This is a genomic window from Neorhizobium petrolearium (genome assembly GCF_029854435.1).
Lineage (GTDB): Bacteria > Pseudomonadota > Alphaproteobacteria > Rhizobiales > Rhizobiaceae > Neorhizobium > Neorhizobium petrolearium.
On sequence record NZ_CP123000.1, the window covers coordinates 4,418,340 to 4,440,729 of the forward strand.

Annotated in this window: 23 protein-coding genes; 8 read left to right on the plus strand and 15 right to left on the minus strand. The window is 60.4% G+C overall.

Features of this window, described 5'->3' with window-relative positions; genetic code table 11:
• The first annotated feature begins 134 nt into the window (after positions 1-134).
• Entirely contained in the window at positions 135-425 is a 291-nt protein-coding gene (locus QEO92_RS21465; RefSeq protein WP_037156750.1) for a YggT family protein, read from the plus strand.
• Positions 422-733 (plus strand): DUF167 domain-containing protein, encoded by a 312-nt coding sequence (locus QEO92_RS21470; protein ID WP_227704366.1) that lies wholly within the window; start codon positions 422-424, stop codon positions 731-733. Before QEO92_RS21465 ends, QEO92_RS21470 begins: the two co-directional genes overlap by 4 nt.
• A 10-nt stretch (positions 734-743) precedes the next feature.
• Here the strand turns inward: QEO92_RS21470 and ppa are convergent, their stop codons facing one another.
• The 7 genes from ppa to QEO92_RS21505 form a co-directional block, all read right to left on the minus strand.
• Positions 744-1,280 carry an inorganic diphosphatase gene (gene ppa / locus QEO92_RS21475; protein ID WP_037156746.1) on the minus strand — a complete coding sequence of 179 codons (537 nt, stop codon included), beginning with the start codon at positions 1,278-1,280 and terminating at the stop codon, positions 744-746.
• Between the two features lie 151 nt (positions 1,281-1,431).
• Positions 1,432-1,938 carry a GNAT family N-acetyltransferase gene (locus QEO92_RS21480; protein ID WP_037156744.1) on the minus strand — a complete coding sequence of 169 codons (507 nt, stop codon included), beginning with the start codon at positions 1,936-1,938 and terminating at the stop codon, positions 1,432-1,434.
• Positions 1,939-2,138: 200 nt separating this feature from the next.
• Positions 2,139-3,956 (minus strand): translational GTPase TypA, encoded by a 1,818-nt coding sequence (typA, locus tag QEO92_RS21485; RefSeq protein ID WP_037156742.1) that lies wholly within the window; start codon positions 3,954-3,956, stop codon positions 2,139-2,141.
• Positions 3,957-4,088: 132 nt separating this feature from the next.
• A complete protein-coding gene (locus QEO92_RS21490) occupies positions 4,089-5,771 on the minus strand; it encodes an ABC transporter permease (protein WP_227704367.1) in 1,683 nt (560 codons plus the stop codon).
• Positions 5,772-5,782: 11 nt separating this feature from the next.
• On the minus strand, positions 5,783-6,742 hold the full coding sequence (locus QEO92_RS21495) for an ABC transporter substrate-binding protein (RefSeq protein ID WP_227704368.1): 960 nt from the start codon (positions 6,740-6,742) through the stop codon (positions 5,783-5,785).
• Entirely contained in the window at positions 6,735-7,850 is a 1,116-nt protein-coding gene (locus QEO92_RS21500; RefSeq protein ID WP_227704369.1) for an ABC transporter ATP-binding protein, read from the minus strand. The genes QEO92_RS21495 and QEO92_RS21500 overlap by 8 nt, the downstream gene beginning before the upstream one ends.
• Positions 7,851-7,991: 141 nt before the next feature.
• Entirely contained in the window at positions 7,992-10,082 is a 2,091-nt protein-coding gene (locus QEO92_RS21505) for a M3 family metallopeptidase (protein ID WP_227704370.1), read from the minus strand.
• Positions 10,083-10,269: 187 nt separating this feature from the next.
• On the opposite strand from QEO92_RS21505, the gene QEO92_RS21510 reads away from it, so the two are divergent.
• Positions 10,270-10,692: a hypothetical protein gene (locus QEO92_RS21510; RefSeq protein WP_227704371.1), complete on the plus strand. Its 423-nt coding sequence runs from the start codon at positions 10,270-10,272 to the stop codon at positions 10,690-10,692.
• 14 nt (positions 10,693-10,706) lie between these two features.
• On the opposite strand, the gene QEO92_RS21515 is transcribed toward QEO92_RS21510, so the two are convergent.
• Entirely contained in the window at positions 10,707-11,348 is a 642-nt protein-coding gene (locus tag QEO92_RS21515; protein WP_227704372.1) for a LysE family translocator, read from the minus strand.
• Between the two features lie 148 nt (positions 11,349-11,496).
• On the opposite strand from QEO92_RS21515, the gene QEO92_RS21520 reads away from it, so the two are divergent.
• Both QEO92_RS21520 and QEO92_RS21525 read left to right on the plus strand, forming a co-directional pair.
• Entirely contained in the window at positions 11,497-11,961 is a 465-nt protein-coding gene (locus QEO92_RS21520; protein ID WP_037156729.1) for a MarR family winged helix-turn-helix transcriptional regulator, read from the plus strand.
• A gap of 22 nt (positions 11,962-11,983) precedes the next feature.
• Positions 11,984-13,159, plus strand: coding sequence for a multidrug effflux MFS transporter (locus tag QEO92_RS21525; RefSeq protein WP_037157279.1), 1,176 nt, complete (start codon positions 11,984-11,986; stop codon positions 13,157-13,159).
• Between the two features lie 52 nt (positions 13,160-13,211).
• Here QEO92_RS21525 and QEO92_RS21530 read toward each other — a convergent pair whose 3' ends face one another.
• Positions 13,212-14,435, minus strand: coding sequence for an argininosuccinate synthase (locus QEO92_RS21530; RefSeq protein ID WP_227704373.1), 1,224 nt, complete (start codon positions 14,433-14,435; stop codon positions 13,212-13,214).
• A gap of 194 nt (positions 14,436-14,629) precedes the next feature.
• Here QEO92_RS21530 and QEO92_RS21535 point away from each other — a divergent pair, with 194 nt between their 5' ends.
• Positions 14,630-15,487 (plus strand): SDR family NAD(P)-dependent oxidoreductase, encoded by an 858-nt coding sequence (locus QEO92_RS21535; protein ID WP_037156725.1) that lies wholly within the window; start codon positions 14,630-14,632, stop codon positions 15,485-15,487.
• A 69-nt stretch (positions 15,488-15,556) separates the two neighbouring features.
• Entirely contained in the window at positions 15,557-16,198 is a 642-nt protein-coding gene (locus QEO92_RS21540) for a LysE family translocator (protein ID WP_037156723.1), read from the plus strand.
• 5 nt (positions 16,199-16,203) lie between these two features.
• Here QEO92_RS21540 and QEO92_RS21545 read toward each other — a convergent pair whose 3' ends face one another.
• From QEO92_RS21545 to QEO92_RS21565, 5 genes are all read right to left on the minus strand, one after another.
• Complete coding sequence (locus QEO92_RS21545; RefSeq protein ID WP_037156721.1) at positions 16,204-16,998, minus strand: ABC transporter ATP-binding protein; 795 nt, start codon at positions 16,996-16,998, stop codon at positions 16,204-16,206.
• On the minus strand, positions 16,995-17,876 hold the full coding sequence (locus tag QEO92_RS21550; protein ID WP_037157277.1) for an ABC transporter permease: 882 nt from the start codon (positions 17,874-17,876) through the stop codon (positions 16,995-16,997). The genes QEO92_RS21545 and QEO92_RS21550 overlap by 4 nt, the downstream gene beginning before the upstream one ends.
• A gap of 127 nt (positions 17,877-18,003) precedes the next feature.
• The gene (locus tag QEO92_RS21555) at positions 18,004-18,957 is read right to left on the minus strand and encodes an ABC transporter substrate-binding protein (protein WP_227704374.1); all 954 of its coding nucleotides are present in this window, start codon (positions 18,955-18,957) and stop codon (positions 18,004-18,006) included.
• Positions 18,958-19,044: 87 nt separating this feature from the next.
• Positions 19,045-20,283: a dual-specificity RNA methyltransferase RlmN gene (gene rlmN / locus QEO92_RS21560; protein ID WP_463139868.1), complete on the minus strand. Its 1,239-nt coding sequence runs from the start codon at positions 20,281-20,283 to the stop codon at positions 19,045-19,047.
• Between the two features lie 218 nt (positions 20,284-20,501).
• Positions 20,502-21,005 carry an invasion associated locus B family protein gene (locus QEO92_RS21565; RefSeq protein ID WP_227704375.1) on the minus strand — a complete coding sequence of 168 codons (504 nt, stop codon included), beginning with the start codon at positions 21,003-21,005 and terminating at the stop codon, positions 20,502-20,504.
• A 337-nt stretch (positions 21,006-21,342) separates the two neighbouring features.
• Between QEO92_RS21565 and QEO92_RS21570 the strand changes: the two genes are divergently transcribed.
• Positions 21,343-21,900, plus strand: a complete 558-nt coding sequence (locus QEO92_RS21570; protein WP_037156713.1) for a sigma-70 family RNA polymerase sigma factor — start codon at positions 21,343-21,345, stop codon at positions 21,898-21,900.
• Positions 21,901-21,911: 11 nt separating this feature from the next.
• Here the strand turns inward: QEO92_RS21570 and QEO92_RS21575 are convergent, their stop codons facing one another.
• Positions 21,912-22,319, minus strand: a complete 408-nt coding sequence (locus QEO92_RS21575) for a YkvA family protein (protein WP_037156710.1) — start codon at positions 22,317-22,319, stop codon at positions 21,912-21,914.
• Positions 22,320-22,390 lie beyond the last annotated feature (71 nt).

The following is a 22,390-nucleotide window of genomic DNA, read 5'->3' on the forward strand; positions in this document are numbered from 1 at the left end:
GCACTTTCAGCGGAGCCGGAACCAGCATCGTCCCCGTCCCCCGTTAAACATGATTTGGATGAGGCCCAAGTGCGGCACTTGCCCGTTAGTTCGCCAATGTCTACATGTCTGTCAATAACGAAATGGAGACGTGAATGCTCGCCCTGTTTCAGACCATCGATTTGGCCTTGAACCTTTACACCTGGGTGCTGATCGCCAGCGCCATCTTCTCGTGGCTCTATGCCTTCAATGTCATTAATTCACGAAACCAATTCGTGGACGCGATCGGCCGCTTCCTCTACAACGTGACTGAGCCGGCGCTCCGCCCGATCCGCCGCTTCATGCCCGATCTCGGCGGCATCGATATTTCCCCGGTGATCCTGCTCCTGATCATCTTCTTCATCCGTTCGCTGATGTGGACGTCGATCTATCCGCTGGTCGCGTGAACAACACCCCTTACAGCAGGCATCCCGATCACCTGAGGCTTGCAATCCGGCTGACGCCGAATGCAGGTCGCAATGTTGTCGAAGGCGTTGAGATCGCGGCCGACGGCGAGGCTTTCCTGAAGGCGCGCGTCACGGCGGTTCCCGAAGACGGCAAGGCCAACAAGGCGCTGATCCTGCTGATCGCCGACACGTTCCGGCTTCCCAAATCCTCCATTTCGATCATTTCCGGCGAAACTGCGCGTAAAAAAATCCTCCGGATCGACGGCGACCCGGAGGATCTGGAAGAGAAACTCAAGAAGCTTCTATAAGCCTGCCAGCTTACTTCTTCTGCGCATTGAAACGATCGACGGCCTCGAGGATCAGCTTCTTCGCGACGCCTACATCCTGCCAGCCGCCGATCTTCACCCACTTGCCGGGCTCGAGATCCTTGTAGTGCTCGAAAAAGTGCTCGATCTGCTTCAGCGTGATTTCCGGCAGGTCGGAGTAGTTGGCGATCTTGTCGTAGCGGCGCGTCAGCTTCGGCACCGGCACGGCCAGAATCTTCTCGTCCTTGCCGCCATCGTCTTCCATGACCATGACACCGATCGGCCGGACGTTGATGACGCAGCCCGGAACCAGCGGGCGGGTATTGCAGATGAGGACGTCGATCGGATCACCGTCTTCCGACAGCGTGTGCGGCACGAAGCCGTAGTTGCCCGGATAGGTCATGGGCGTGTAGAGGAAGCGGTCGACGATCAGCGCACCGGCTTCCTTGTCCATCTCGTATTTGATCGGATGGCCGCCTACCGGCACCTCGACAATGACGTTGACGTCGTCTGGCGGATTCTTGCCAACGGAAATCGCATCGATACGCATTCTTTTCCTCGGGTCAGGTTCGACAAAGGTATCCGTCGATAGCGGGAATCATGCTGCAAAGCAACAAGGCTTTGGGAGGATTGTTAACTCCCAGCGTCAGCTATAAAATTAGAAAACGCTAAAATTAAGAAAGTGGCAGCAGTACGGCCGATCAGGGCCAGACGAAGCCGATCTTGCGAAGCTGCGTGCCGCCGAAATCCTCCATGCCTTCAGCGACATCCGCTCCGCCATGCCGGCGGAAGAAACTCGCCGCATGCTCGCTGTCTTCGAGGCACCAGACGACAAGGCCTTCGCAGCCAAGCGATCTCAGCAACCGCCGGCTCTCGCCAAACAGACGTCTCCCAAGCCCGATCCCCTGGAATTCAGGCCGCAGATAGATTTCGTAAACCTCACCGTCATAGGGCAGGGCGCGTGCCCGGTTCAGCCCGATTGTCGCATAACCGGCAATGGCACCGGCGACATCAAGAACCAGCAGCGTTGCGGGACCACGTGTCGCCTTGCGCCACCAGGCTTCGCCCCGGCGCTCCAGCATCTGCGTCAGCGGCTTGTAAGGAATGAGCCCGGCATAAGCCTGGGTCCATGCCTCACGGTGCGCCTCCGAGATGGCTCTTGCGTCTTCCGGTTCCGCCCGGCGGACATCGATCGACAACGTTTTCATAACGCTACTTTAAGCCCTGTCGTGGTCAATCCGCCATTTCACCATTGGGTGTAGGAGGATTTGCCCACAGACCTTTCATGTGGACGACGAGAAGACGTTAACGTGTTTTTAACCTTTGTCACAAGTCTCGCCGCTGCGAAGACACAGAAAAAACCCCGGCATCGCTGCCGGGGCTCGGGAAGGTTCAAACAGCTATGAAATCAAGCGATCTTGGACTTTTCGTAGCGCTTGCGATCATTCGGATCGAGATACATCTTGCGCAGACGGATCGACTTCGGGGTCACTTCCATCAGCTCGTCGTCCTGGATCCAGGAGAGCGCGCGGTCGAGGGTCATGCGGATCGGCGGGGTAAGCTTCACTGCCTCGTCCTTGCCGGCGGCGCGGATGTTGGTGAGCTGCTTGCCCTTCAGCACGTTCACTTCCAGGTCGTTGTCGCGGCTGTGGATGCCGATGATCATGCCCTGGTAGACCTTTTCGCCCGGCTCGATGATCATCGGACCGCGATCTTCCAGATTGAACATGGCATAGGCCACGGCTTCGCCGGAACCGTTCGACAGAAGCACGCCATTGACGCGACCGCCGATCGGTCCCTTGTAAGGCTGATAATCATGGAACAAACGGTTCATGATTGCCGTGCCGCGCGTATCGGTCAGCAATTCCGACTGGTAGCCGATCAGGCCGCGGGTGGGAGCATAAAAACGCAGGCGCAGACGATTGCCGCCCGAAGGCCGCAGCTCGACCATCTCGGCCTTGCGCTCGGACATCTTCTGCACGACGACGCCCGAATGCTCCTCATCCACGTCGATGACGACTTCCTCGATCGGCTCCATGAGGTTGCCGGACTCGTCCTTGTGCATGACGACGCGCGGACGCGATACGGCCAGCTCGAACCCTTCCCGGCGCATGGTCTCGATCAAGACGGCAAGCTGCAATTCGCCACGACCGGAGACGAAGAACGAATCCTTGCCTTCGGCTTCTTCGATCTTCAGCGCGACATTGCCTTCCGCCTCCTTGAAAAGGCGGTCGCGGATGACGCGCGAGGTGACCTTGTCGCCTTCGGTACCGGCGAGCGGCGAGTCATTGACGATGAAGGACATCGTAACGGTCGGCGGATCGATCGGCTGGGCCTTCATGGCCTCTGTGACCGAGGGATCACAGAAAGTATCGGCCACAGTGCCCTTTGAGAGGCCGGCGATCGCGACGATGTCGCCTGCCTGTGCCTCCTCGATCGGCTGGCGTTCGATCCCGCGGAAGGCAAGAATCTTGGAAATCCGGCCGGTTTCGATCAATTTGCCGTCCTGGCCGAGGACCTTGACGCTCTGGTTCGGCTTGATCGACCCGGAAGCGATGCGGCCTGTAATGATGCGGCCGAGGAAAGGATTGGCTTCGAGGATGGTGCCGATCATCCGGAACGGACCTTCTTCGACCGTCGGCTCCGGAACGTGGCTGAGAACGAGGTCCAGCAGCGGCGCGAGACCTTCGTCCTTCGGGCCTTCCGGATTGAAGTTCATCCAGCCGTCGCGACCGGAACCGTAGAGGATCGGGAAATCGAGCTGCTCGTCGGTCGCATCGAGATTAGCGAACAGGTCGAAGACCTCGTTGATGACTTCTTCATGGCGGCCATCCGGACGGTCGATCTTGTTGATCGCGACGATCGGGCGAAGGCCAACCTTCAGTGCCTTGCCAACCACGAACTTGGTCTGCGGCATCGGGCCTTCGGACGCATCGACGAGCACGATCGCTCCATCCACCATCGAGAGGATGCGCTCGACCTCACCGCCGAAGTCGGCGTGGCCGGGCGTGTCGACGATATTGATGCGAACTCCCTTCCATTCAACCGAAGTTGCCTTGGCGAGAATGGTGATGCCGCGTTCCTTTTCCAGATCGTTCGAATCCATGACGCGTTCGGCGACGCGCTGGTTTTCACGGAACGAACCGGATTGTTTCAGAAGTTCGTCGACGAGGGTCGTTTTCCCATGGTCAACGTGCGCGATGATCGCGATGTTGCGAAGTGCCATATTCAAGATCTCTGAGGCTGCGGCGCGATGAACGGGAGGACGCGCCAAATTTCGTTGGCGGGCTCATATCCTTTTTTTCGCATTCGCGAAAGGGGATGCGGTTACAATTGCAATCAAGGGCGGCGAACACGGTTACTCCGCCACGAGGCCGCTGCGCCTCAGGAGCGTCAGCAGAAGAAGCGGCAGAAGCGTGGTGATCAGGATGGCAATGAAGGCCATGGCCATCCCGAGCCCGATCGAACCCTGCTCGAATTGCCGCCAGATGAAGGTCGCAATCGTCTGCATGCCGACCGGGGCGACGACCACCGAGGCGACCAGTTCGCGCGAGGCGAGCGCAAAGACGAGCAGCATTGCGGAAGCGAGGCTCGGGAAGACGAGCGGCAGAAGGATGCGGCGGAAGGCCGTAAAACTGCTCGCGCCGAAGACGCGCGCCGCCGCCTCCAGATTGTCGCCGATCTGCTGGAATGCCGCCGTCGTATAGCGCACCGGCTGTGGCAGTAGGATGCAGCAATAGGCAAGCAGCAGGATGAAGGCGGTGTTGTAGGGCGTCACCGGCAGCCAGGGCATGTTCCAGGCGAGGATCAGGCCCACAGCCACGACGATGCCCGGCAGGGCATTCGGCAGGATGGTCATCACGTCGATGGTCATGCGGCCTGGAATCTTCGTCTTCACCACAGTATAGGCGGCCATCACGCCGATAAGGCCGGTGATCAGCGCCGTGCCGATGCCGAGCGAGAAGCTGTTGGCGAGAGCCACCAGCGCACCGGCGCTGTTGGCGAAGACGGATTGGAAGTTGGCGAAGCTGATATTGTCCAGCGCCAGTCCGCCGGAAATGGTCCGTGACAGCGCCGTTGACAGGATTGCGAGAAGCGGCACGCCCGTCGCCAGGAACGCTACGACAGCAAATGCGATCATGACGGGGATTTTCAGCGCCCCAAGCGGGCGCTTGTCCTTCGCCGTCGGCTTGCCGCCGACCGTCTGGTACGAGCGCCGCGCGAGAATCCAGCGCTGCGCCAGGAACGTCACCAGCGACATGGCGACAAGTAGGATCGACAGGAGCGCCGCGCCCGGCAAATCGATCGGCCAATCGGTGATCCTGAGATCGATGCCTGTCACGAGCACCTGGAAACCGGCGCGCCGACCGAGCGCCGCCGGCGTGCCGTATTCCTCGATGGCCGCGGCGAAAACGAGCATGAGACTCGCGGCGAGACCGGGCGCCGAAAGCGGCAGCGTGATCCGCCAGAAGGCGCGAGCCGGCGTTGCGCCGAACACCCGGCCAACATCCGCATAGCGAGCTCCTACCGCCTCGACCGTGCGCGACACCGCGAAATAGACGACCGGAAACGTGTTGAACGTCATGACCAGCGTCATGCCGAACAGCGAGAATAGGAAAGGCGCGAGATTGAAGCCTGCAAGCTGCTGCAGGTATCCCCGCGGCTGCAAGGTCATGATCCAGCCAAGCGTCGCGATATAGGGCGGGATCATGAAGGGCACGAGCAGCAGCACATCCCAGACCGGCGCCAAGGGGATGCGGTAGAGTGCCCGGAAAACCCCGAGCGGAACGGCAATCAGTGCCGAAGCAAGCACCACGCAGCCACCGAGCAGCACGGTATTTGCGGCCATGCCGATCAGCGCACCATCACCTAGCGTCGCGATGAAGGAGGAGAAAGGGCCCGCGAACGAACCCTGTCCGAGATCGGGGAAAATGCCCTGCAGCACCACGGCAATGAAGGGAATGGCGACGATAACGATCAGTCCCGCGATTGCGAGCCAGGCAGCCGGAGCCGCACCGCCGATGCCGCCGTTCACCTTCATCCGACCGTTCCTTACTTGCCGCCGTAGATCTTGGTGATTTCAGCCAGCGTTTCCTTGCGCTTGCCGTAGACGTCGGCGGTATCATACTTCAGCAGCTTCAGGTCGCTGATCAGCGGCCTGTCGGCAGGAATATCGGTGCGGGCCGGCATGAGCTTCGTGTCGGCAATCATCTTCTGCCCCTCGTCGGAGAGCATGTAGTCGATGAACTTCCTGGCCTCGTCCTGATGCTTGGACCAGTTGAGGATCATAGCCGGACGTGGCGCGATGACCGTGCCGGAAGCCGGAAAGATCACATCGACGCTCTCGCCTTTGGCCTTCGCGGCAAAAGTGATGTAGTCGACGGCACCGAAGACGGCGGCTTTGGCGCCCTGCAGGACGGGGTTCAGGGCTTCAGCATTGGCGCCGGCGATAATCGCGCCATTGGCCTTCAGGTCCTTGAAGAGTTTGAATTCGTCCTGGTTTGCGAGAGCCGCGTCGAGTTCGAAGGCGGAACCGGATTGAGCGGGGTCCGGAATGTTGACGAGATCCTTGTATTCCGACTTGGTAAGGTCCGCCCATTCGGACGGCTTCGGCGTACCGCTCTTGGTGTTCCAGGCGATACCGAGCGCCGAGATGCCCTGGGCAACGGCCGTGTCGGTCTTCAGGAAGTCTGGCACCTTCGCGGCGTTCGGGCTGGTATAGGCAAGCAGCCAGCCGCGCTTGGCGAAGTCGGTGGCCGTGTCCCAGGACGCGGAAATCAGAACGTCGACGACCGGGTTGGAAGCTTCCGCCTCGATACGCGCCATCACTTTGCCGGTCGTGGCCTGGAAGACGTTGACCTTGATGCCGGTCTCTTTGGTGAAGCCGGCCGACAGCTTGTCGATGAGGCTCTGCGGACCCGCGGTGTAGACTGTGATGTCGGCATGGGCGACGCCCGCCGCCAACGCCGCGGCGACGACGCCGAAAGTAATGCTCTTCAATAACTTAAGCATGTTCCAAATTCTCCTCTTTGGATGAATGAACTTTATTGCCGAACCAGCGGAGCTGATCCGGATCGATCGAAAGGCCGATACCGTCTCCCGGCCTCAGCTTGACACGGCTCAACAGCTGCAATTCGACTTTAGCGAGCCCGGCGAGCGAAACGGTCGCGAGGTGTCCGTCGCCGCGAAATTGCGAACGCAACACGGTCGCCGCCAGACGGCCCGGCGCTATCTCTCCCGGCGTGATGGAGGCAATGGGGATCAGGACACGAGAGGCCGCGCCGGCGCGGCCGGCATCCCGGAGCAATGCCACATCACTGCCTTTGAAGAACCAGAGCCCGTCCCGGTATTCGAGATCGGCAATGCCGCCGAGCCGCAGGAAGTCCGCCACTTCCGGCGATGCCGGCCGCTCGACCAGTTCATCCGGAGAGGCGAGCTGCTCGATCAGGCCACCGCGCATGACGGCAACGTCATCTGCAAGCGTCAACGCTTCGCTGTGGTCATGCGTGACATAGATGGCCGTCAATCCGAGAGTCGCGATCAGTTCGGCAAGCTCGCCGACCATGTTCTCTCGCAGTTCGCGATCGAGGTTTGAAAGAGGCTCATCGAAAAGAATGAGCTGCGGTTCGGCGACGATGGCGCGGGCGATCGCCACCCGCTGCTGCTGGCCGCCCGAAAGATCGCTTGGCCGGCGGTCGGCATAGGCGGCAAGGCCCACGCGTTCGAGCGCCCGCATCGTCCGGCTTTGTCGCTCCGCCCGGCCGATGCCACGCATTTCGAGCGGAAAAGAGACATTGCCGCCGACCGTCAGATGCGGCCAGAGCGCATAATCCTGGAAGACCATGCCGAGATTGCGCTTCTCGGGCGGCGCGAAACTGCCGGTCGCGGCATCCGCGACCACCTGGCCGGCAATCGCGACAGAGCCCTTGGTTGGTGCCAGCAATCCGGCGACCAGCCGCAGCAAGGTCGTCTTGCCGCAACCGGAAGGGCCAAGCAGTGCCAGCGTTTTCCCCTTGGAAAGCGAAATGTCGATGCCTTTCAGCACCGGCGTCACGCCATAATGCAATTCCAGCGCGGCCGTCGAGACGGCAGCATCGGTCGCTGAGAGATGAGACGTCATGGGGGGCCGGCATCAATGAGGGCGATGCCGGTTGCATATTAAGGTTCCATAACAGTCATGTGACAGGTAGCCAGATACTCCAAAGTGCGCCGCCAACCTGTCACACCCGGCGCTAGAGCAATGATCCGGGAAAAGCCTCAGCTAGGCGTCGCTGCCGGTAAGTTCCTCGACCATGGCCAACCCCTTCTTCTTGAGCATGGCCTGCGGGTCGGGCAGCTTGCCGCGAAAAGCCTTGTAGGTCTCCTCCGGATCGATCGACCCGCCGACGGAATAAATATTGTTCTTGAGCTTGCGGGCCATCACCGGATCGAACGCGTTGCCGGTTTCCTCGAAAGCCGAGAAGGCGTCGGCATCCAGCACTTCCGACCACATGTAGGAATAATAGCCGGCGGAATAGCCATCGCCGGAAAACACGTGCTGGAAATGCGGCGTCGCATGACGCATGACGATCGAGGACGGCATGCCGATCCCATCAAGGACTTGCTTCTGCACCGCCATCGGATCACCGACCGGCCCGTCCGCATGGAAAGCCATGTCGACCAGCGCGGACGAGGTGAATTCCACGGTCGCGAATCCGGCATTGAAGGTGCGGGCCGCCAGCACCTTGTCCAGCAAGGCCTTCGGCATCGGCGCGCCGGTCTCGTAATGCACAGCGTATTTTTCGAGGATTTCCGGCACGGTCAGCCAATGCTCATAAAGCTGTGAAGGTAGTTCGACGAAATCGCGGGCGACACCGGTGCCGGAAACCGACGGATAGGTGACGTCCGACAGCATGCCGTGCAGCGCGTGGCCAAATTCGTGGAACAGCGTCTTGGCGTCATCAAGCGACAACAGGGCCGGCTTGCCTTCGGCGGGCTTGGCGAAGTTGCAGACATTGTAGATGATCGGCAGCTCACCCTTCCTGCCGTTCTTCAGCATCAGCTTGTGCTGCGACTGGAACGAGCTCATCCAGGCGCCGGAACGCTTGGAGGAACGGGCGAAATAATCGCCAAGGAACAGAGCCTTCAGCGAACCATCCTTGTCGTAGACTTCGAACACCCGCACGTCAGGGTGATAGGTGGCAACACCCTTCACCTCGACCGCCTTGATGCCGAAAAGCCGCTCCGCGACGTCGAAACAGGCCTCGATCACCTTTTCGAGCTGCAGATAGGGCTTCAGCTCCGACTCGGAGAAATCGAACATCCGCTGGCGGAGTTTTTCCGCATAGTGGCGCCAATCCCATGGCATGACCTCATGGTTCTTGCCCTCCTCGGCGATCAGGCCGCCGAGGCTTGCCTCTTCCTCCAGCGCCTTGGCGCGTGCCTTCTCCCAGACCTGGCTCAGAAGCGTATTCACCGCCTCCGGTGTCTTCGCCATCGTGTTGTCGAGCTTGAAGGCCGCGAAATTCTCATATCCGAGCAGCTTCGCCTTTTCGGCTCTCAACGCCAGCGTCTCGCGCACGATGCCGAGATTGTTGGTCTCTCCGGGATTTTCTCCTCTTGCAACCCAGGCTTTGAAAGCCTGCTCCCGCAGGTCGCGGCGGGTGGAAAAGGTCAGGAAGGGCTCGATGATCGACCGCGACAACGTCACGACATATCCGTCCTGCTCGCCCCGCTCGCGAGCTGCGGCCGCCATGGCATCACGCAGGAATCCCGGCAGGCCGTCGAGTTCGGCCTCGTCGGAAAGCTTCAGCGACCAGCTCTTTTCGTCGCCCAGCACATTCTGCCCGAAACGGGCGCCGAGGCCGGCAAGCTTCTCATTGATATCCGCAAGCCGCTCCTGCTCGATCTTCGGCAGCTTCGCCCCGGCACGGACGAAGCCCTTCCAGTGCCGTTCGAGCACCCGTTCCTGCTCGACAGTCAAGCCGAGTTCCTTGCGGGTTTCCCAAAGCCTGTCGATGCGCGCGAAGAGCGCGGCATTCATTCCGATCTTCGAATAGTGGCGGGACAATTTCGGCGCAATCTCGCGTTCCAGCGCCTGGATGGTCTCGTTCGTATGCGCCCCGGCCTTGCCCCAGAACAGCGCCGAGATGCGCGAAAGCTCGTCACCGGCAATCTCCAGTGCCACGACCGTATTCGCAAATGTCGCCTCCGCCGGGTTATTGGCGATCGCATCGATCTCCGCTTCGTGGCTGGCAAGCGCCGCATTGAAACCCGGCGAGAAATCCGCGTCCTTCACTTCGTCGAAACGCGGCAGTCCGTGATGACCATTCCATTCCACAAGGGCGGGGTTCAGCGGAAGATCGGAAGACATGAAATATCCCTCAAAAACGATGCGTCATCATTCATATAGGAGAAGGCGGCGAGAATAGGTATCCGTGCCCTCCTTTTCAGTCTCGGACAAAAAATCATACCTGATAATTAACGGTTATTAACTATTTGACGCAGTGCAGTATTCGCAGGTACCTTTTGGGCGGTATCCGATGATCAAGGATATGGCCATGGAAATCAGTTCCTTGCGCTGGTCCACCCATTTTCTGCAACGGGACAATTCCCGCAACGGCAAGATCGAAAAGTCTTCGCAGCAGGAAAGCCGGCACGGCCAGATTGCCTTTCAGGTGCCCGAGACGGTCGATTCGCCGGTGGATTTTTCGGCGATCACGCCGCGGGATCTTCGTGAACTGGCCTGGCAGAACTATCAGGCCGGCAAGATTGACCAGGAGACTTATGCCACGCTCTCCGAAGAACTCCCAACCCACGCCATCGATGCTCAGGGGCAGTTGATCGACCTGTCGCAGGTGACCGACGAGACCGGTTTCGATTTTCACGATTATTACCGCAACCAGCTCGAAATCGCCATGTCGCTCGGTGATACGCGCCGCGCCGACGTGCTGCGCTCGGTGATGGCCTTCCTGGATGTATGACAGGCCAGTCGCGCTCAGGCGCGGCGGTATCCGAAAAGACTGGGCGCCGAATGCCAGAGCGCCTGCACTGCAAAGCCGATGAACAGCAGTCCGGAAAGCCTGACGATCACCGTCTCATGCCGACGGTAGAAGCGCCGCACGACACCTGCGCCGATAATCCCGATGAGCACGATGTCGGCCGTGAGAAAGCCGAGCAGGGAAACGGCAAGCAGCATGGGCAGGCCGGAAAATTCCAGCGCGTCCGATGAACCGGCAAGCAATGCCGTGAAAGTCGCAAGCGCCACCGGATAACCTTTTGGGTTGGTGAGCCCGAAGATCAGGCCGCGCCGCAACGGTCTTTCGACCGCCATCAGCGCACCGCCTCCATCCTTCGGCTTCGCATTGAGCGCGCTCCAGCCGATCCAGCCGAGATAAAGCCCGCAGATGACGCCGAGCACGTCGAAAAAGGTCGTGCCGATCGTCTTCGCACCGATGATCGCCACCAGCGCCAGCGCCGACCAGAGAATGTCTCCAGCCAGATGCCCACCCATGAAAAAAGCGCCCGCCTGACGCCCCTGCCCCGCCCCGATACCAAGGAGCGCGAGAAACGCGGGGCCGGGAATGAGCGTATAGGCGAGCGCCGCAAGAAAGGTGCCTGCAAGCAAGGAAGAGGACATGGATGGGCTCCGACGGAAGACTGCGACAGTTTTGCCGCCGGTTTTGTCCGTGTCAATGCAGATCGAACCTGGGTTTTCCGTTTGCCTTGCACGCGAAAGATAGTAAGGGAACCTTACGAAATCCTCCGAAGAATGGAGGGGCTGGAAAATGGACACATTGGGTTTTCTGATCGTCGACAGTGCACGCCTTCTGCGCGCCGCCTTCGAGCGCCGCATTGCGCAGGCGGGTCTTGGCCTGACGCCGGGTGAGGCGCGCGCACTGATGAATATCGCCGCGGCCGGCGGCAGTCGGCAGCTCGATATCGCGGCCCGCATGGGCGTCGAGCCGATGACGCTCTGCGCCTATCTCGACAAGCTGCAGTCACTGGGGCTGATAGAGAGGCAGCAATGTTCCGTGGACCGGCGCGCCAAACGCATAACGCTGAAACCGGCTTCCGAGGAGATGATCAAAGCGATCCGCAAGGAGCTGGACATCATTCTGGCACAAGCGACCGAAGGTCTGAGCGAGGAAAGCAATCGTATCCTGCGCGAGACGCTCGCCGTCTTCAACGCTAATCTTCAGGCCGCCAATCCTTCCCATGGGTCCCAGACAGCATCCGATGAAAACCGATAATATGCCGCCCATCCCCGCGCCGATGAGCGAGCGCCGCACCACGATCATTGGCGCCCTGCTGACGGCGATCGGGCCGATCTCCATGGCGATCTACACGCCGGCCATGCCGGAACTGGTGCGCGCCTTCGCCACGACGGAAGCGGCGATCAAGATGTCGCTGTCTCTCTATTTTGCTGGATTTGCATTGGCTCAACTGGTCGCGGGACCGGTTTCGGACGCCTTCGGCCGCAAAACTGCCTCGCTGAGCTTCCTTATCATCTACCTTATGGGCTCTTTGCTCGCCGCCTTCGCCCCGTCGGTCGAATGGGTTCTCACCGGCCGGCTTGTCCAGGGGATCGGCGCCTCCGTCGGCATCACCGTGTCGCGCGCCATCGTTCGCGACCAGTTCAATGGCGGTGACGCGGCGCGGATCATCAATACGATGGGCATCATCCTGGCGGTAGGTCCGTCCCTCGGACCGACGATCGGCGGTCTCGCACTGGCCGCCTTCGGCTGGCGGTCCGTGTTTCTGCTGATGGTCGGTTTCGGCGCACTCCTGGTCTTCCTCTCCACCGTCTGTCTTAGGGAAACGACGGTGCCGGATCGCAGCCGGTTGAAACCGCTTCGCCTTATCGAGGCCTATGCGGAAATCATCAGGCTTCCCCGCTTCCTGTTTACCGCGCTCGTTCTCGCAGGCGCCGTCGGCTCCATGTATGCTCAGGCAGCCGTCCTGCCGTTCATCATGATCGAGAAGGTAGGGCTCACGCCGACTGAGTTCGGCATGAGCATGCTGATGCAGTCCGGCTTTTACCTGACAGGGTCCATATGCCTGCGGATTGTCTCAAGATGGCTGCCGGCTGAGCGCGCTCCGGCTGTGGGCCTTTTGTTCAGCGGCTCCGGCGCCATTGCCATGGCGCTTTCCGTTCACTTTCTGCCACCTTCGTTTGCATCCATCATGATCCCGGTGGCGCTCTGCGCATTCGGCATCGCGTTTATCGTACCCTATATCACCGCGGCGGGCCTCATTCCCTTTCCGCACATTGCCGGCTCCGCCTCGGCGATGATGGGCTTCATCCAGATGGGAGCGGGCTTTGTCGGCGGGGTCGCCGCCGCCTCGATCGGCTCGCCGCTGCCCGCCTTCGGCATCATCATTCCAGCCATGCATATCATGGCGGTATTCGGTTACATCGGCTTCCGCAGCGCCAGCAGCAAGGCATGAAAAAGCCCGCCTCCTTTTGAGGAAGCGGGCATCAACAATCCGAATTCTACGGCTATTTCGCGAGATTGCGCTTGGCGAGCGTTCTGAGGCGCAGCGCATTGAGCTTGATGAAGCCCGCTGCATCCTTCTGGTCGTAAGCGCCCTGGTCGTCCTCGAAGGTGACCAGCTTGTCTGAGTAAAGCGATTTTTCGCTCTCGCGGCCGATGACCATGACATTGCCCTTGTAGAGCTTCAACGTCACTTCGCCTTCCACATGCTCCTGGCTCCTGTCGATAGCGGCCTGCAGCATTTCGCGCTCCGGCGAGAACCAGAAGCCGTAGTAGATGAGCTCTGCATAGCGCGGCATCAGCTCGTCCTTGAGATGGGCTGCACCACGGTCGAGCGTGATGCTCTCGATCGCGCGATGAGCGGCAAGCAGGATAGTGCCGCCGGGGGTCTCGTAGACGCCGCGCGACTTCATCCCGACAAACCGGTTCTCGACGAGATCGAGCCGACCGATGCCGTTATCGCGGCCATAGTCATTGAGCGTTGCGAGCAGCGTGGCGGGCGACATCGCCACACCATTGACGGAGACGGCGTCGCCTTTTCTGAAACCAACCTTGATGACGGTCGCCTTGTCTGGAGCCGTTTCCGGCGAAATGGTGCGCATATGCACGTATTCCGGCGCTTCCTGTGCCGGGTCCTCCAGCACCTTGCCTTCAGAGGACGAATGCAGAAGATTGGCGTCGACGGAGAAGGGGGCTTCCCCCTTCTTGTCCTTGGCAACCGGAATCTGGTGCTGTTCGGCAAATTCAAGTAGCTGAGTGCGGCTCTTGAAGGCCCAGTCGCGCCATGGAGCGATGATCTTGATGTCCGGGTTCAGCGCATAGGCCGAAAGCTCGAAGCGGACCTGGTCGTTGCCCTTGCCGGTCGCGCCGTGTGCGATCGCATCGGCACCGGTCTTCCTGGCGATCTCGATCAGATGCTTGGAGATCAAGGGGCGGGCAATCGACGTGCCGAGCAGATAGACGCCTTCATAGACGGCATTGGCGCGGAACATCGGGAAGACGAAATCGCGCACAAATTCCTCGCGCACGTCCTCGATGAAGATTTCCTTGATGCCGAGCATCTCGGCCTTCTTGCGCGCCGGCTCCAGTTCTTCGCCCTGGCCGAGGTCGGCGGTGAAGGTCACCACTTCGGCGCCGAGTTCGGTCTGCAGCCATTTCAGGATGATCGAGGTGTCGAGACCGCCGGAATAGGCGAGGACGACCTTCTTTACGTCTTTCGGGAGTGCCATGTCGATTTAGTCCGTCTGCGGGTGGCGGCGGTTTAAAACCGTCGGATCGGGGAATTGCGGCACTTTTAGCGAGTTTATTGGGACGCGCAAGAAAAACCGGGGGAAGCGTAACCGTCATGTCATGTTGACGCGTTCTGCTATAGGCTCCATATCCGCGCCTACCTTTGAACAGCAGCGTCATAGAGGAGACTTTCATGGCCGTTACTCATCCCGCTCTGAAGAAGGAAAATGTCGCCGTCATCACCGGTGCCGCGTCCGGCATCGGTCTTGCTGCAGCACGAGAATTCGCCCGCATGGGATTGTCCGTCGTGCTCGCCGATCTCGAAGGCGACCGGCTTTCGGATGCGTGCCGCGAAGTCGCAGCCCTTCACGAAGATGGTGAAACGGATGTCGTCGCGATCGGCACCGATGTCTCCAGGCCGGATGAGATTGCCGCTCTCGAACGCGCAGTGCTTCAGCGCTTCGGCCGCGTACATGTGCTGATGAACAATGCCGGCATCAGCCCGGGGAGCTCGATATTCGGACCGCAGTCAAGCTGGGACAGCACGTTTGCCGTCAACCTGCTTGGTGTGATCCACGGAACGCAGACATTCGGGCCGGCCATGATCGCGCATGGCGAACCGGCGCTGATCATCAATACGGGCTCGAAACAGGGCATTACCACGCCACCGGGCAATCCGGCCTACAACGTCGCGAAGGCGGGCGTCAAAGCCTTCACGGAAGCCCTGCAGCATGAGCTGCGCAACACGCCGAACTGCCGGGTCTCGGCGCATCTCTTGATCCCCGGCTTCGTCTTCACCGGCCTCACCAAGGGAGACCGCGCGGAAAAACCGGCCGGCGCGTGGACGCCGGAGCAGACGGTCGAATTCATGTTGACGAGCCTTGAACGCGGCGACTTCTATATCCTCTGCCCCGACAACGATGTCGACCGCGCAACCGACGAGCGCCGTATGCTCTGGGCAACCGGCGACATCATCGAGAACCGCCCGCCGCTGTCGCGCTGGCATCCGGATTTCGCCGAAATATCGAAGGAATTCATTTCCAAACGCTGACGGACGAATTCACATGGCCTCGAAAGCCGGGTAATGGTGCATCTCATTACCGGCTATTCGAGAACGCCTATGGATTTCCTGCCAAGCCTTGCCACCCTTCTCGCCTTCACGGCCGCCGGCCTGCTTCTGGCGCTGACGCCGGGACCGGACATGACATTGTCGATCAGCCGTGCACTTGCGCAGGGGCGCCGCCCGGCGCTTTTCGTCGTGCTCGGCACAAGTCTTGGCGTCGTCTGCCATACGCTGCTCGTCGCCTTCGGCATCTCGGCTCTGATCACCGCATCACCAACCGCCTTCTTCATCCTGAAGACCGGCGGTGCGGCCTATCTTCTCTGGCTGGCCATCCAGGCAATCCGCTTCGGTTCCAGCTTTTCGGTAGAAAAGATGGAACGAACGAAGAGCAGCGCGCTTGCCAACATTTCGACCGGCTTCTGGGTCAATATCCTCAACCCGAAGGTCATCATCTTCTTCATGACCTTCCTGCCGCAATTCGTCACCGCCGGCGATCCGGCGGTCACCGAGAAGCTGATCTTCCTCGGCTTCTATTTCATCGTGATCGGCATGCCGGTGAACCTGATCGTCGTGCTCGCGGCCGACGGGCTGGCCGGCTGGCTGCAGGCCAATCCGAAGGTTTTGCGCGGCATCGATTACACCTTCGCCGGCGTTTTCTCGATCTTCGCGGCAAAGATCTTCTTTACCCAGGCGCGCTGAGCCGATCAGCCGATCAGCAGCGCGTCATCATCCAGGGTTTGCCCGCGCATCTTGCGGAACATTGCGATCAGATCCTCCACCTGAAGGTTCTTGCGGCTGTCTCCCGCTACATCGAGGACGATCTCGCCACCATGCAACATGACCGTGCGATGGCCGAAATCCAGCGCCTGGCGCATGGAATGGGTCACCATCAGCGTCGTCAGCCTGCGTTCGGAGACGATCTTCTGGGTGAGGTTCATGATGAATTCCGCCATGCCGGGATCGAGTGCTGCGGTATGCTCATCGAGGAGCAGTACCTCCGAGCCGGCAAGTGTCGCCATGACCAGCGAGACCGCCTGGCGTTGGCCGCCGGAGAGCAGGTCCATCCGGTCGCTCATGCGATTTTCGAGGCCGAGGCCGAGGTCGGCGACCCGTTCCCGGAAAAGTTCGCGGCGGCGTGGACCGAGTGCGGCGGCCAGACCGCGCCTCTCGCCGCGTCGGGCGGCAAGGGCAAGATTCTCCTCGATCGAGAGCGATCCGCAGCTACCCGCCAGAGGGTCCTGGAAGACGCGTGCGACCAGACCGGCCCTCGCAGCGGTTCCCTTCCGCGTGACGTCGCTGCTGCCGATCATCACCTGACCTTCGGTGGCGATGACATCGCCCGCGAGAACCCCGAGCATCGTCGATTTCCCGGCACCATTGGAGCCGATCACCGTTACGAAGGAGCCTTCCTCGATCGTAAGGTTGACACCGTTCAGCGCCTGCTTCTGCAGCGGCGTGCCACGCCCGAAAACAACCTTGATATCCCTGAGCGAAATCACGAGGCAGTCCCTCCACGGCGAAGGCGCGGCAGAACAAGCGCCACGGTGACAAGCACCGCCGTCACGAAATTGAGGTCTGACGCCTGCAGTCCGAGCATATCGGTCGAAAGCGCGAGCTGGATGGCAATGCGATAGAGGATCGAGCCGAGCACGCATCCGATCAACGCGACGAGGATGCCGCGGGTGCCGAGCAGCGTCTCTCCGATGATGACGGCGGCGAGACCGACAACGATCGTGCCCACGCCGGAGGTCACGTCCGCAAAGCCGTTCGTCTGAGCGAAAAGCGCGCCTCCCAGTGCGACGAGCGCATTCGAAAGCGCCATGCCAAGATAGATTTGCCGGCTCGTATCGATACCCTGAGCGCGGGCCATGCGGGAATTGGCGCCCGTCGCCCGCATCGAAAGGCCCATATCGCTTTCAAGGAAACGCCAGACGAGAATGACCGCGAAGAGGACGAGCACGCCGACGAAAAGCGGCCGCACATAGAAGTCCCTGAGCCCCAGTCCAAAAAACGGGCTGAGCATCGTATCCGCGTTGATCAGCGCGACATTCGGCTTTCCCATGACGCGCAGGTTCACGGAAAAAAGCGCGATCATCGTCAGGATCGAGGCCAGCAGGTTGAGGATGCGGAAACGGACGTTGAGAAGCGCCGTGACCATCCCGGCGATGGCCCCCGCGACCATTGCCACAGCCGCGGCAAGCCAGGGGTTGACGCCGGCAATGATCAAAACCGCCGTTACGGCCGCGCCGAGGGGAAAGGACCCGTCGACGGTCAGATCGGGGAAATCCAGGACCCGGAAGGCGAGGAAAACGCCGATAGCGACAAAGGCATAGACCAGCCCCAGCTCCACGGCTCCCCAGAAAGCGATCTGACTCACGTTGCCAGCCCTTTGTTTCGCGTCTCTGCGCCCCGACATGCCGGAGCGGCAGCAATTTCGTTTAAAATTGCACGAACCGCTCCCACCGGGATGGGAGCGGTCCTGCCTGACTATCTCCGGCGCGAACTTACTCGATCACACGGCTCGCCCGGTTAAGAACGCTTTCCGGCAACGTGACGCCCATCTTTGCCGCGGCGCTTTTGTTGACGACCAGATCACTGCCGCTGGCGACCTTAACCGGGATATCGCCCGGGTTTTCGCCCTTGAGGACGCGCACGACCAGTTCGCCGGTCTGCTTGCCGACATCGTAGTAGTTGAAGCCGAGCGCCGCCAGCGAGCCGCGCGAGACGGAATCCGTATCCGCCGTGAAAAGCGGCAGCTTGCTTTCCTGGGCAACGGCGACTGCGCCTTCCAGCGCGGAGATGATCGTGTTGTCGGTCGGAATGTAGATCGCATCGGCGCGGCCGACCAGAGCGCGGGCAGCACCCTGCACCTCGGCCGACTTGGTGGCCGCGGATTCGACAATCTTCAGACCCGCCTTTTCGGCTTCCACCTTCATCACGGCGAGAAGTGCCACCGAATTGGCCTCGCCGGAATTGTAGAGATAGCCGATGGTCTTCGCTTCGGGCAGGATCTCCTTGATCAGGGCGACATGCTCTCCTACGGGAGACATGTCCGAAAGGCCGGTCACATTGCCGCTCGGCTTTTCCATGTCCTTCACGAGCTGCGCAGCCAGCGGATCGGAAACAGCCGTGAAGACCACGGGGATATCGCGGGTGGCGGATACAACCGCCTGCGCAGAGGGGGTGGAGATCGGAACGATCACGTTCGGATCTTCGCCGACGAACTGGCGGGCGATCTGCGCAGCCGTAGCCGGATTGCCCTGCGCCGATTCATACATGAACTTGAGGTTTTCGCCGTCCTTGTAGCCGGCTGCGGCCAGTGCATCCCGCACGCCATCGCGCGTCGCGTCAAGTGCTGGATGTTCCACGATCGCCGTCACCGCAACCGTAACATTTTCCGCCCGAACCGGCAGAGAGACCGCCAGAGTGGCGGCAAAGGCAAGCAGAACCGAACGCATGGGATGTCCTCCGTTTAGATTTCAGCGCTTTTAGGAAAAGGAAGCGCCAAAATCAATCGACGGGGCCCAAGTAACCGTCAATCCGGCTTATTCTTCATCCTCGCCATGGCCGGCGATCATCATCGCCTCGAAGGCAAGCCTCTCGGTCTTGCGCATGCGTTCCGATTCCGACTTCAACTGGCCGCAGGCGGCGAGGATATCCCGGCCACGCGGCGTGCGGATCGGCGAGGCGTACCCCGCCTGGTTGATGAAGTCGGCGAATTTCTCGATCTGCGCCCAGTCGGAACACTGATAGTTCGTGCCCGGCCAGGGATTGAACGGAATGAGGTTGATCTTGGCCGGAATGCCCTTGAGCAGTTGCACCAGCAGCTTGGCGTCCTCCAGGCTGTCGTTGACATCCTTCAGCATCACGTATTCGAAAGTGATGCGGCGGGCGTTCGACAGGCTCGGATACCTGCGGCAGGCTTCGATGAGCTCTTTCAGCGGATACTTCTTGTTGATCGGCACCAGCATGTCGCGCAGTTCGTCGCGCACGGCGTGCAGCGAGATCGCCAGCATCACGCCGATCTCCTCGCCGGTCCGGTAGATTTCCGGCACGACGCCGGAGGTCGAGAGCGTGACGCGCCGCTTCGACAGCGACAGCCCGTCGCCATCCGTCGCGATCAGCAGCGCCGTCTTGACGTTCTCGAAATTGTAGAGCGGCTCGCCCATGCCCATCATGACGATATTGGTGATCTTGCGCTCGCCGGTCGGCACGAATGCGCCAGGCGGCGTATCCGTACCCGGGAAATCGCCGAGCCGGTCGCGCGCGAGCAGAAGCTGGGCAAGGATTTCCTCCGCCGTCAGGTTGCGCACCAGACGCTGCGTGCCGGTATGGCAGAAGGAACAGGTCAGCGAACAGCCGACCTGGCTCGATATGCAGAGCGTGCCCCGGCCTTCTTCCGGGATGTAGACGGTCTCGACCTCCACCGGGCGGCCTGCCCCCCGTGGCGGAAAACGTAGGAGCCATTTGCGGGTGCCGTCGTTGGAGACCTGTTCCTCGACGATTTCCGGACGCGCGATGGTGAAATGTGCCTTCAGCATTTCGCGCATGTCTTTCGCGACATTGGTCATCGCATCGAAGTCAGATACGCCGCGGATATAAAGCCAGTGCCAGAGCTGGCTGACCCGCATGCGCACCTGCTTTTCCGGCACGCCCTTTTCCTTCAACGCGTCCGCCATCGCCTCGCGCGTCAGCCCGATCAGCGAGGGCTTGCCGCTCATCAGGTCCGGACGCGGCACGAGCGGCGTCTTGAGGGGGGCCATCACGGCCTCGGAAACCGACATCTTGTTATCCCATCGAATACATCACCCCGTCCCGCGCTCCTGCAGGAAGAGGAAAGGCATGTCTGTCTGTGAAATCTGGATTGGTCCGGAAGGCAATTCAAGCGCCGCACCATTGTTGAGGCGGGGCTTTATCATCAAATTGCCGCCGCGTCACTATTCTTGAGAAATACGAAAGGCCGATCGATGACCGGCCTTCATGGAATAGCACGGAAGCGGACTTACTTGCAGGATTCGATCTGCTTCAGCGCGGCGGAAATGCCCGACAGCGAATAGGCATAGGAGGTCTTGGTGCCGCGGCCGGAGACCGCACTCACGCTCATGTTGTGACCTGTCTTCATCGCCGCAACCAGCGCCGGCTCTTCCGCCGCATTCTCGACCCAGGCAGCCTTGTCCTTGGTAAACATCACGAAATTCTTGCCGTCGATCGTCACGTTGACCTTCGAATTCGCCTGCAGCGGATACCCCATCATCGCCTGCGGCTCGTAGGAAATGTTCTGGCCAGGGCGCTGCGACACGATGAAGAAGATATCGCCATGATCGACCGCAGCCGGTTCCTTGGTGGTCGGAACCGAAAGCACGTAGCAGACGGTGCTGCTGCCCGACTTGTAGGAATAGGCACCCCATGCCTTGAACTGCTGTATGCGGGTGGGCGTCTGGGCTGAAGCGATGCCGGCGCTAGCCAGCGTCAGTGCCAATGCGGTTACAATTATTCTTACAGACATGGTCTCCTGCCGGTTTTGTCTTCTTACAACGGCCCGAGCGGGCAAGCCTTGCCAGGCATGATCCTGATTCGGCCCATTTTGACTTGTTTCTGGTTACCAAACCGTCAATCGCGCCGTCGGAATTCGATGAATGTCCCAATCCGCCCCTTTACCCATGCGCGGTTTCTCTCTCCTCGCAATGGCCCCCGACCCCTTACCCGGCGGGGAATTTCGTGCGTTTCGTCGATGCCAGTGACACAAGGATTGGGGCAAGAGTTTGTCCTTTTCCTAATTGTTCCAATGACATTAGAATGGTCGAATATGACGCGAATCTCATCAGAAAGTTTGCGCAGAATAAATGGACCTGGACAAGAAAGACCACTTCGTCAGCTTGGCAAAGGCAGTGGCCTGTGAGCGCGATCAGATGGCTTTCGCGGCGCTGTTTGATTATTTTGCGCCGCGTCTGAAGTCCTGGCTCGTCAAACGCGCGATGAAGCCGGATGAAGCGGAAGAACTGGTGCAGGAAGTGATGACCATCCTCTGGCACCGTGCCCACCTCTACGACCCGGCCCAATCCTCCTTGTCTACGTGGCTTTTCCGTATCGCACGCAATCGCCGCATCGATACGGAACGCCGCGCCAGACATCAGCGGATGGACGCCTATGAACCCTTGTTTCTCGTCACCGAGGCGCCGGGTGTCGATACCCTTTTTGAAAGGGAGGAGCGGGATGCGCGCGTGCGCGCAGCACTCTCCAAAATTCCCGACGAGCAGATGGAACTTGTGCGAGCGGCCTTCTTCCTCGGCCAGTCCCATTCGGAAATCGCATCTTCCACCGGCCTGCCGCTCGGCACCGTGAAATCGCGAATCAGGCTCGCCTTCGAACGCCTTCGAAGGGCGCTGGAAGAGCCGTCATAGAAAATACAAGGCTACCTGCGACCATCCGCCGCAGGTCCGGCAGTTACATCCGGATCATCCGTGAGGGCCAGATCGGCGGCCTCATAGTGCCGGTCGGCGATGTGCCCCTGAATCATCCGGAAGGCTGCGGCCAGCACCGCGAGGTCGTCGGTGAATCCTACCACGGCGAAAAAGTCGGGCAGAAAATCGACCGGCAGAACGAAATAGGCGAGTGCGGCGAGCAGCACACCACGCACGCGTACCGGTGTCCGGGGATCGATCGCGCAATAGTACGCGGCAATCAGGTCGCGGCTGAGCGGTATTTGCCGGACAGCCCGCTTGAGGGTTGGCCAGAATTTGGCGCGCACCTGCCGCTCCTGGCGGTTCTGCGTATCCTCGTCGCCCGGCAAGAGAATCTCGCCGATCTTCACGTCGTCCATATCTGCTCCGTTCGCTCAACGCATGCCTCAATATGGGAGCTGGACGGTGAAGTTCAATTGCGACGGAAGGA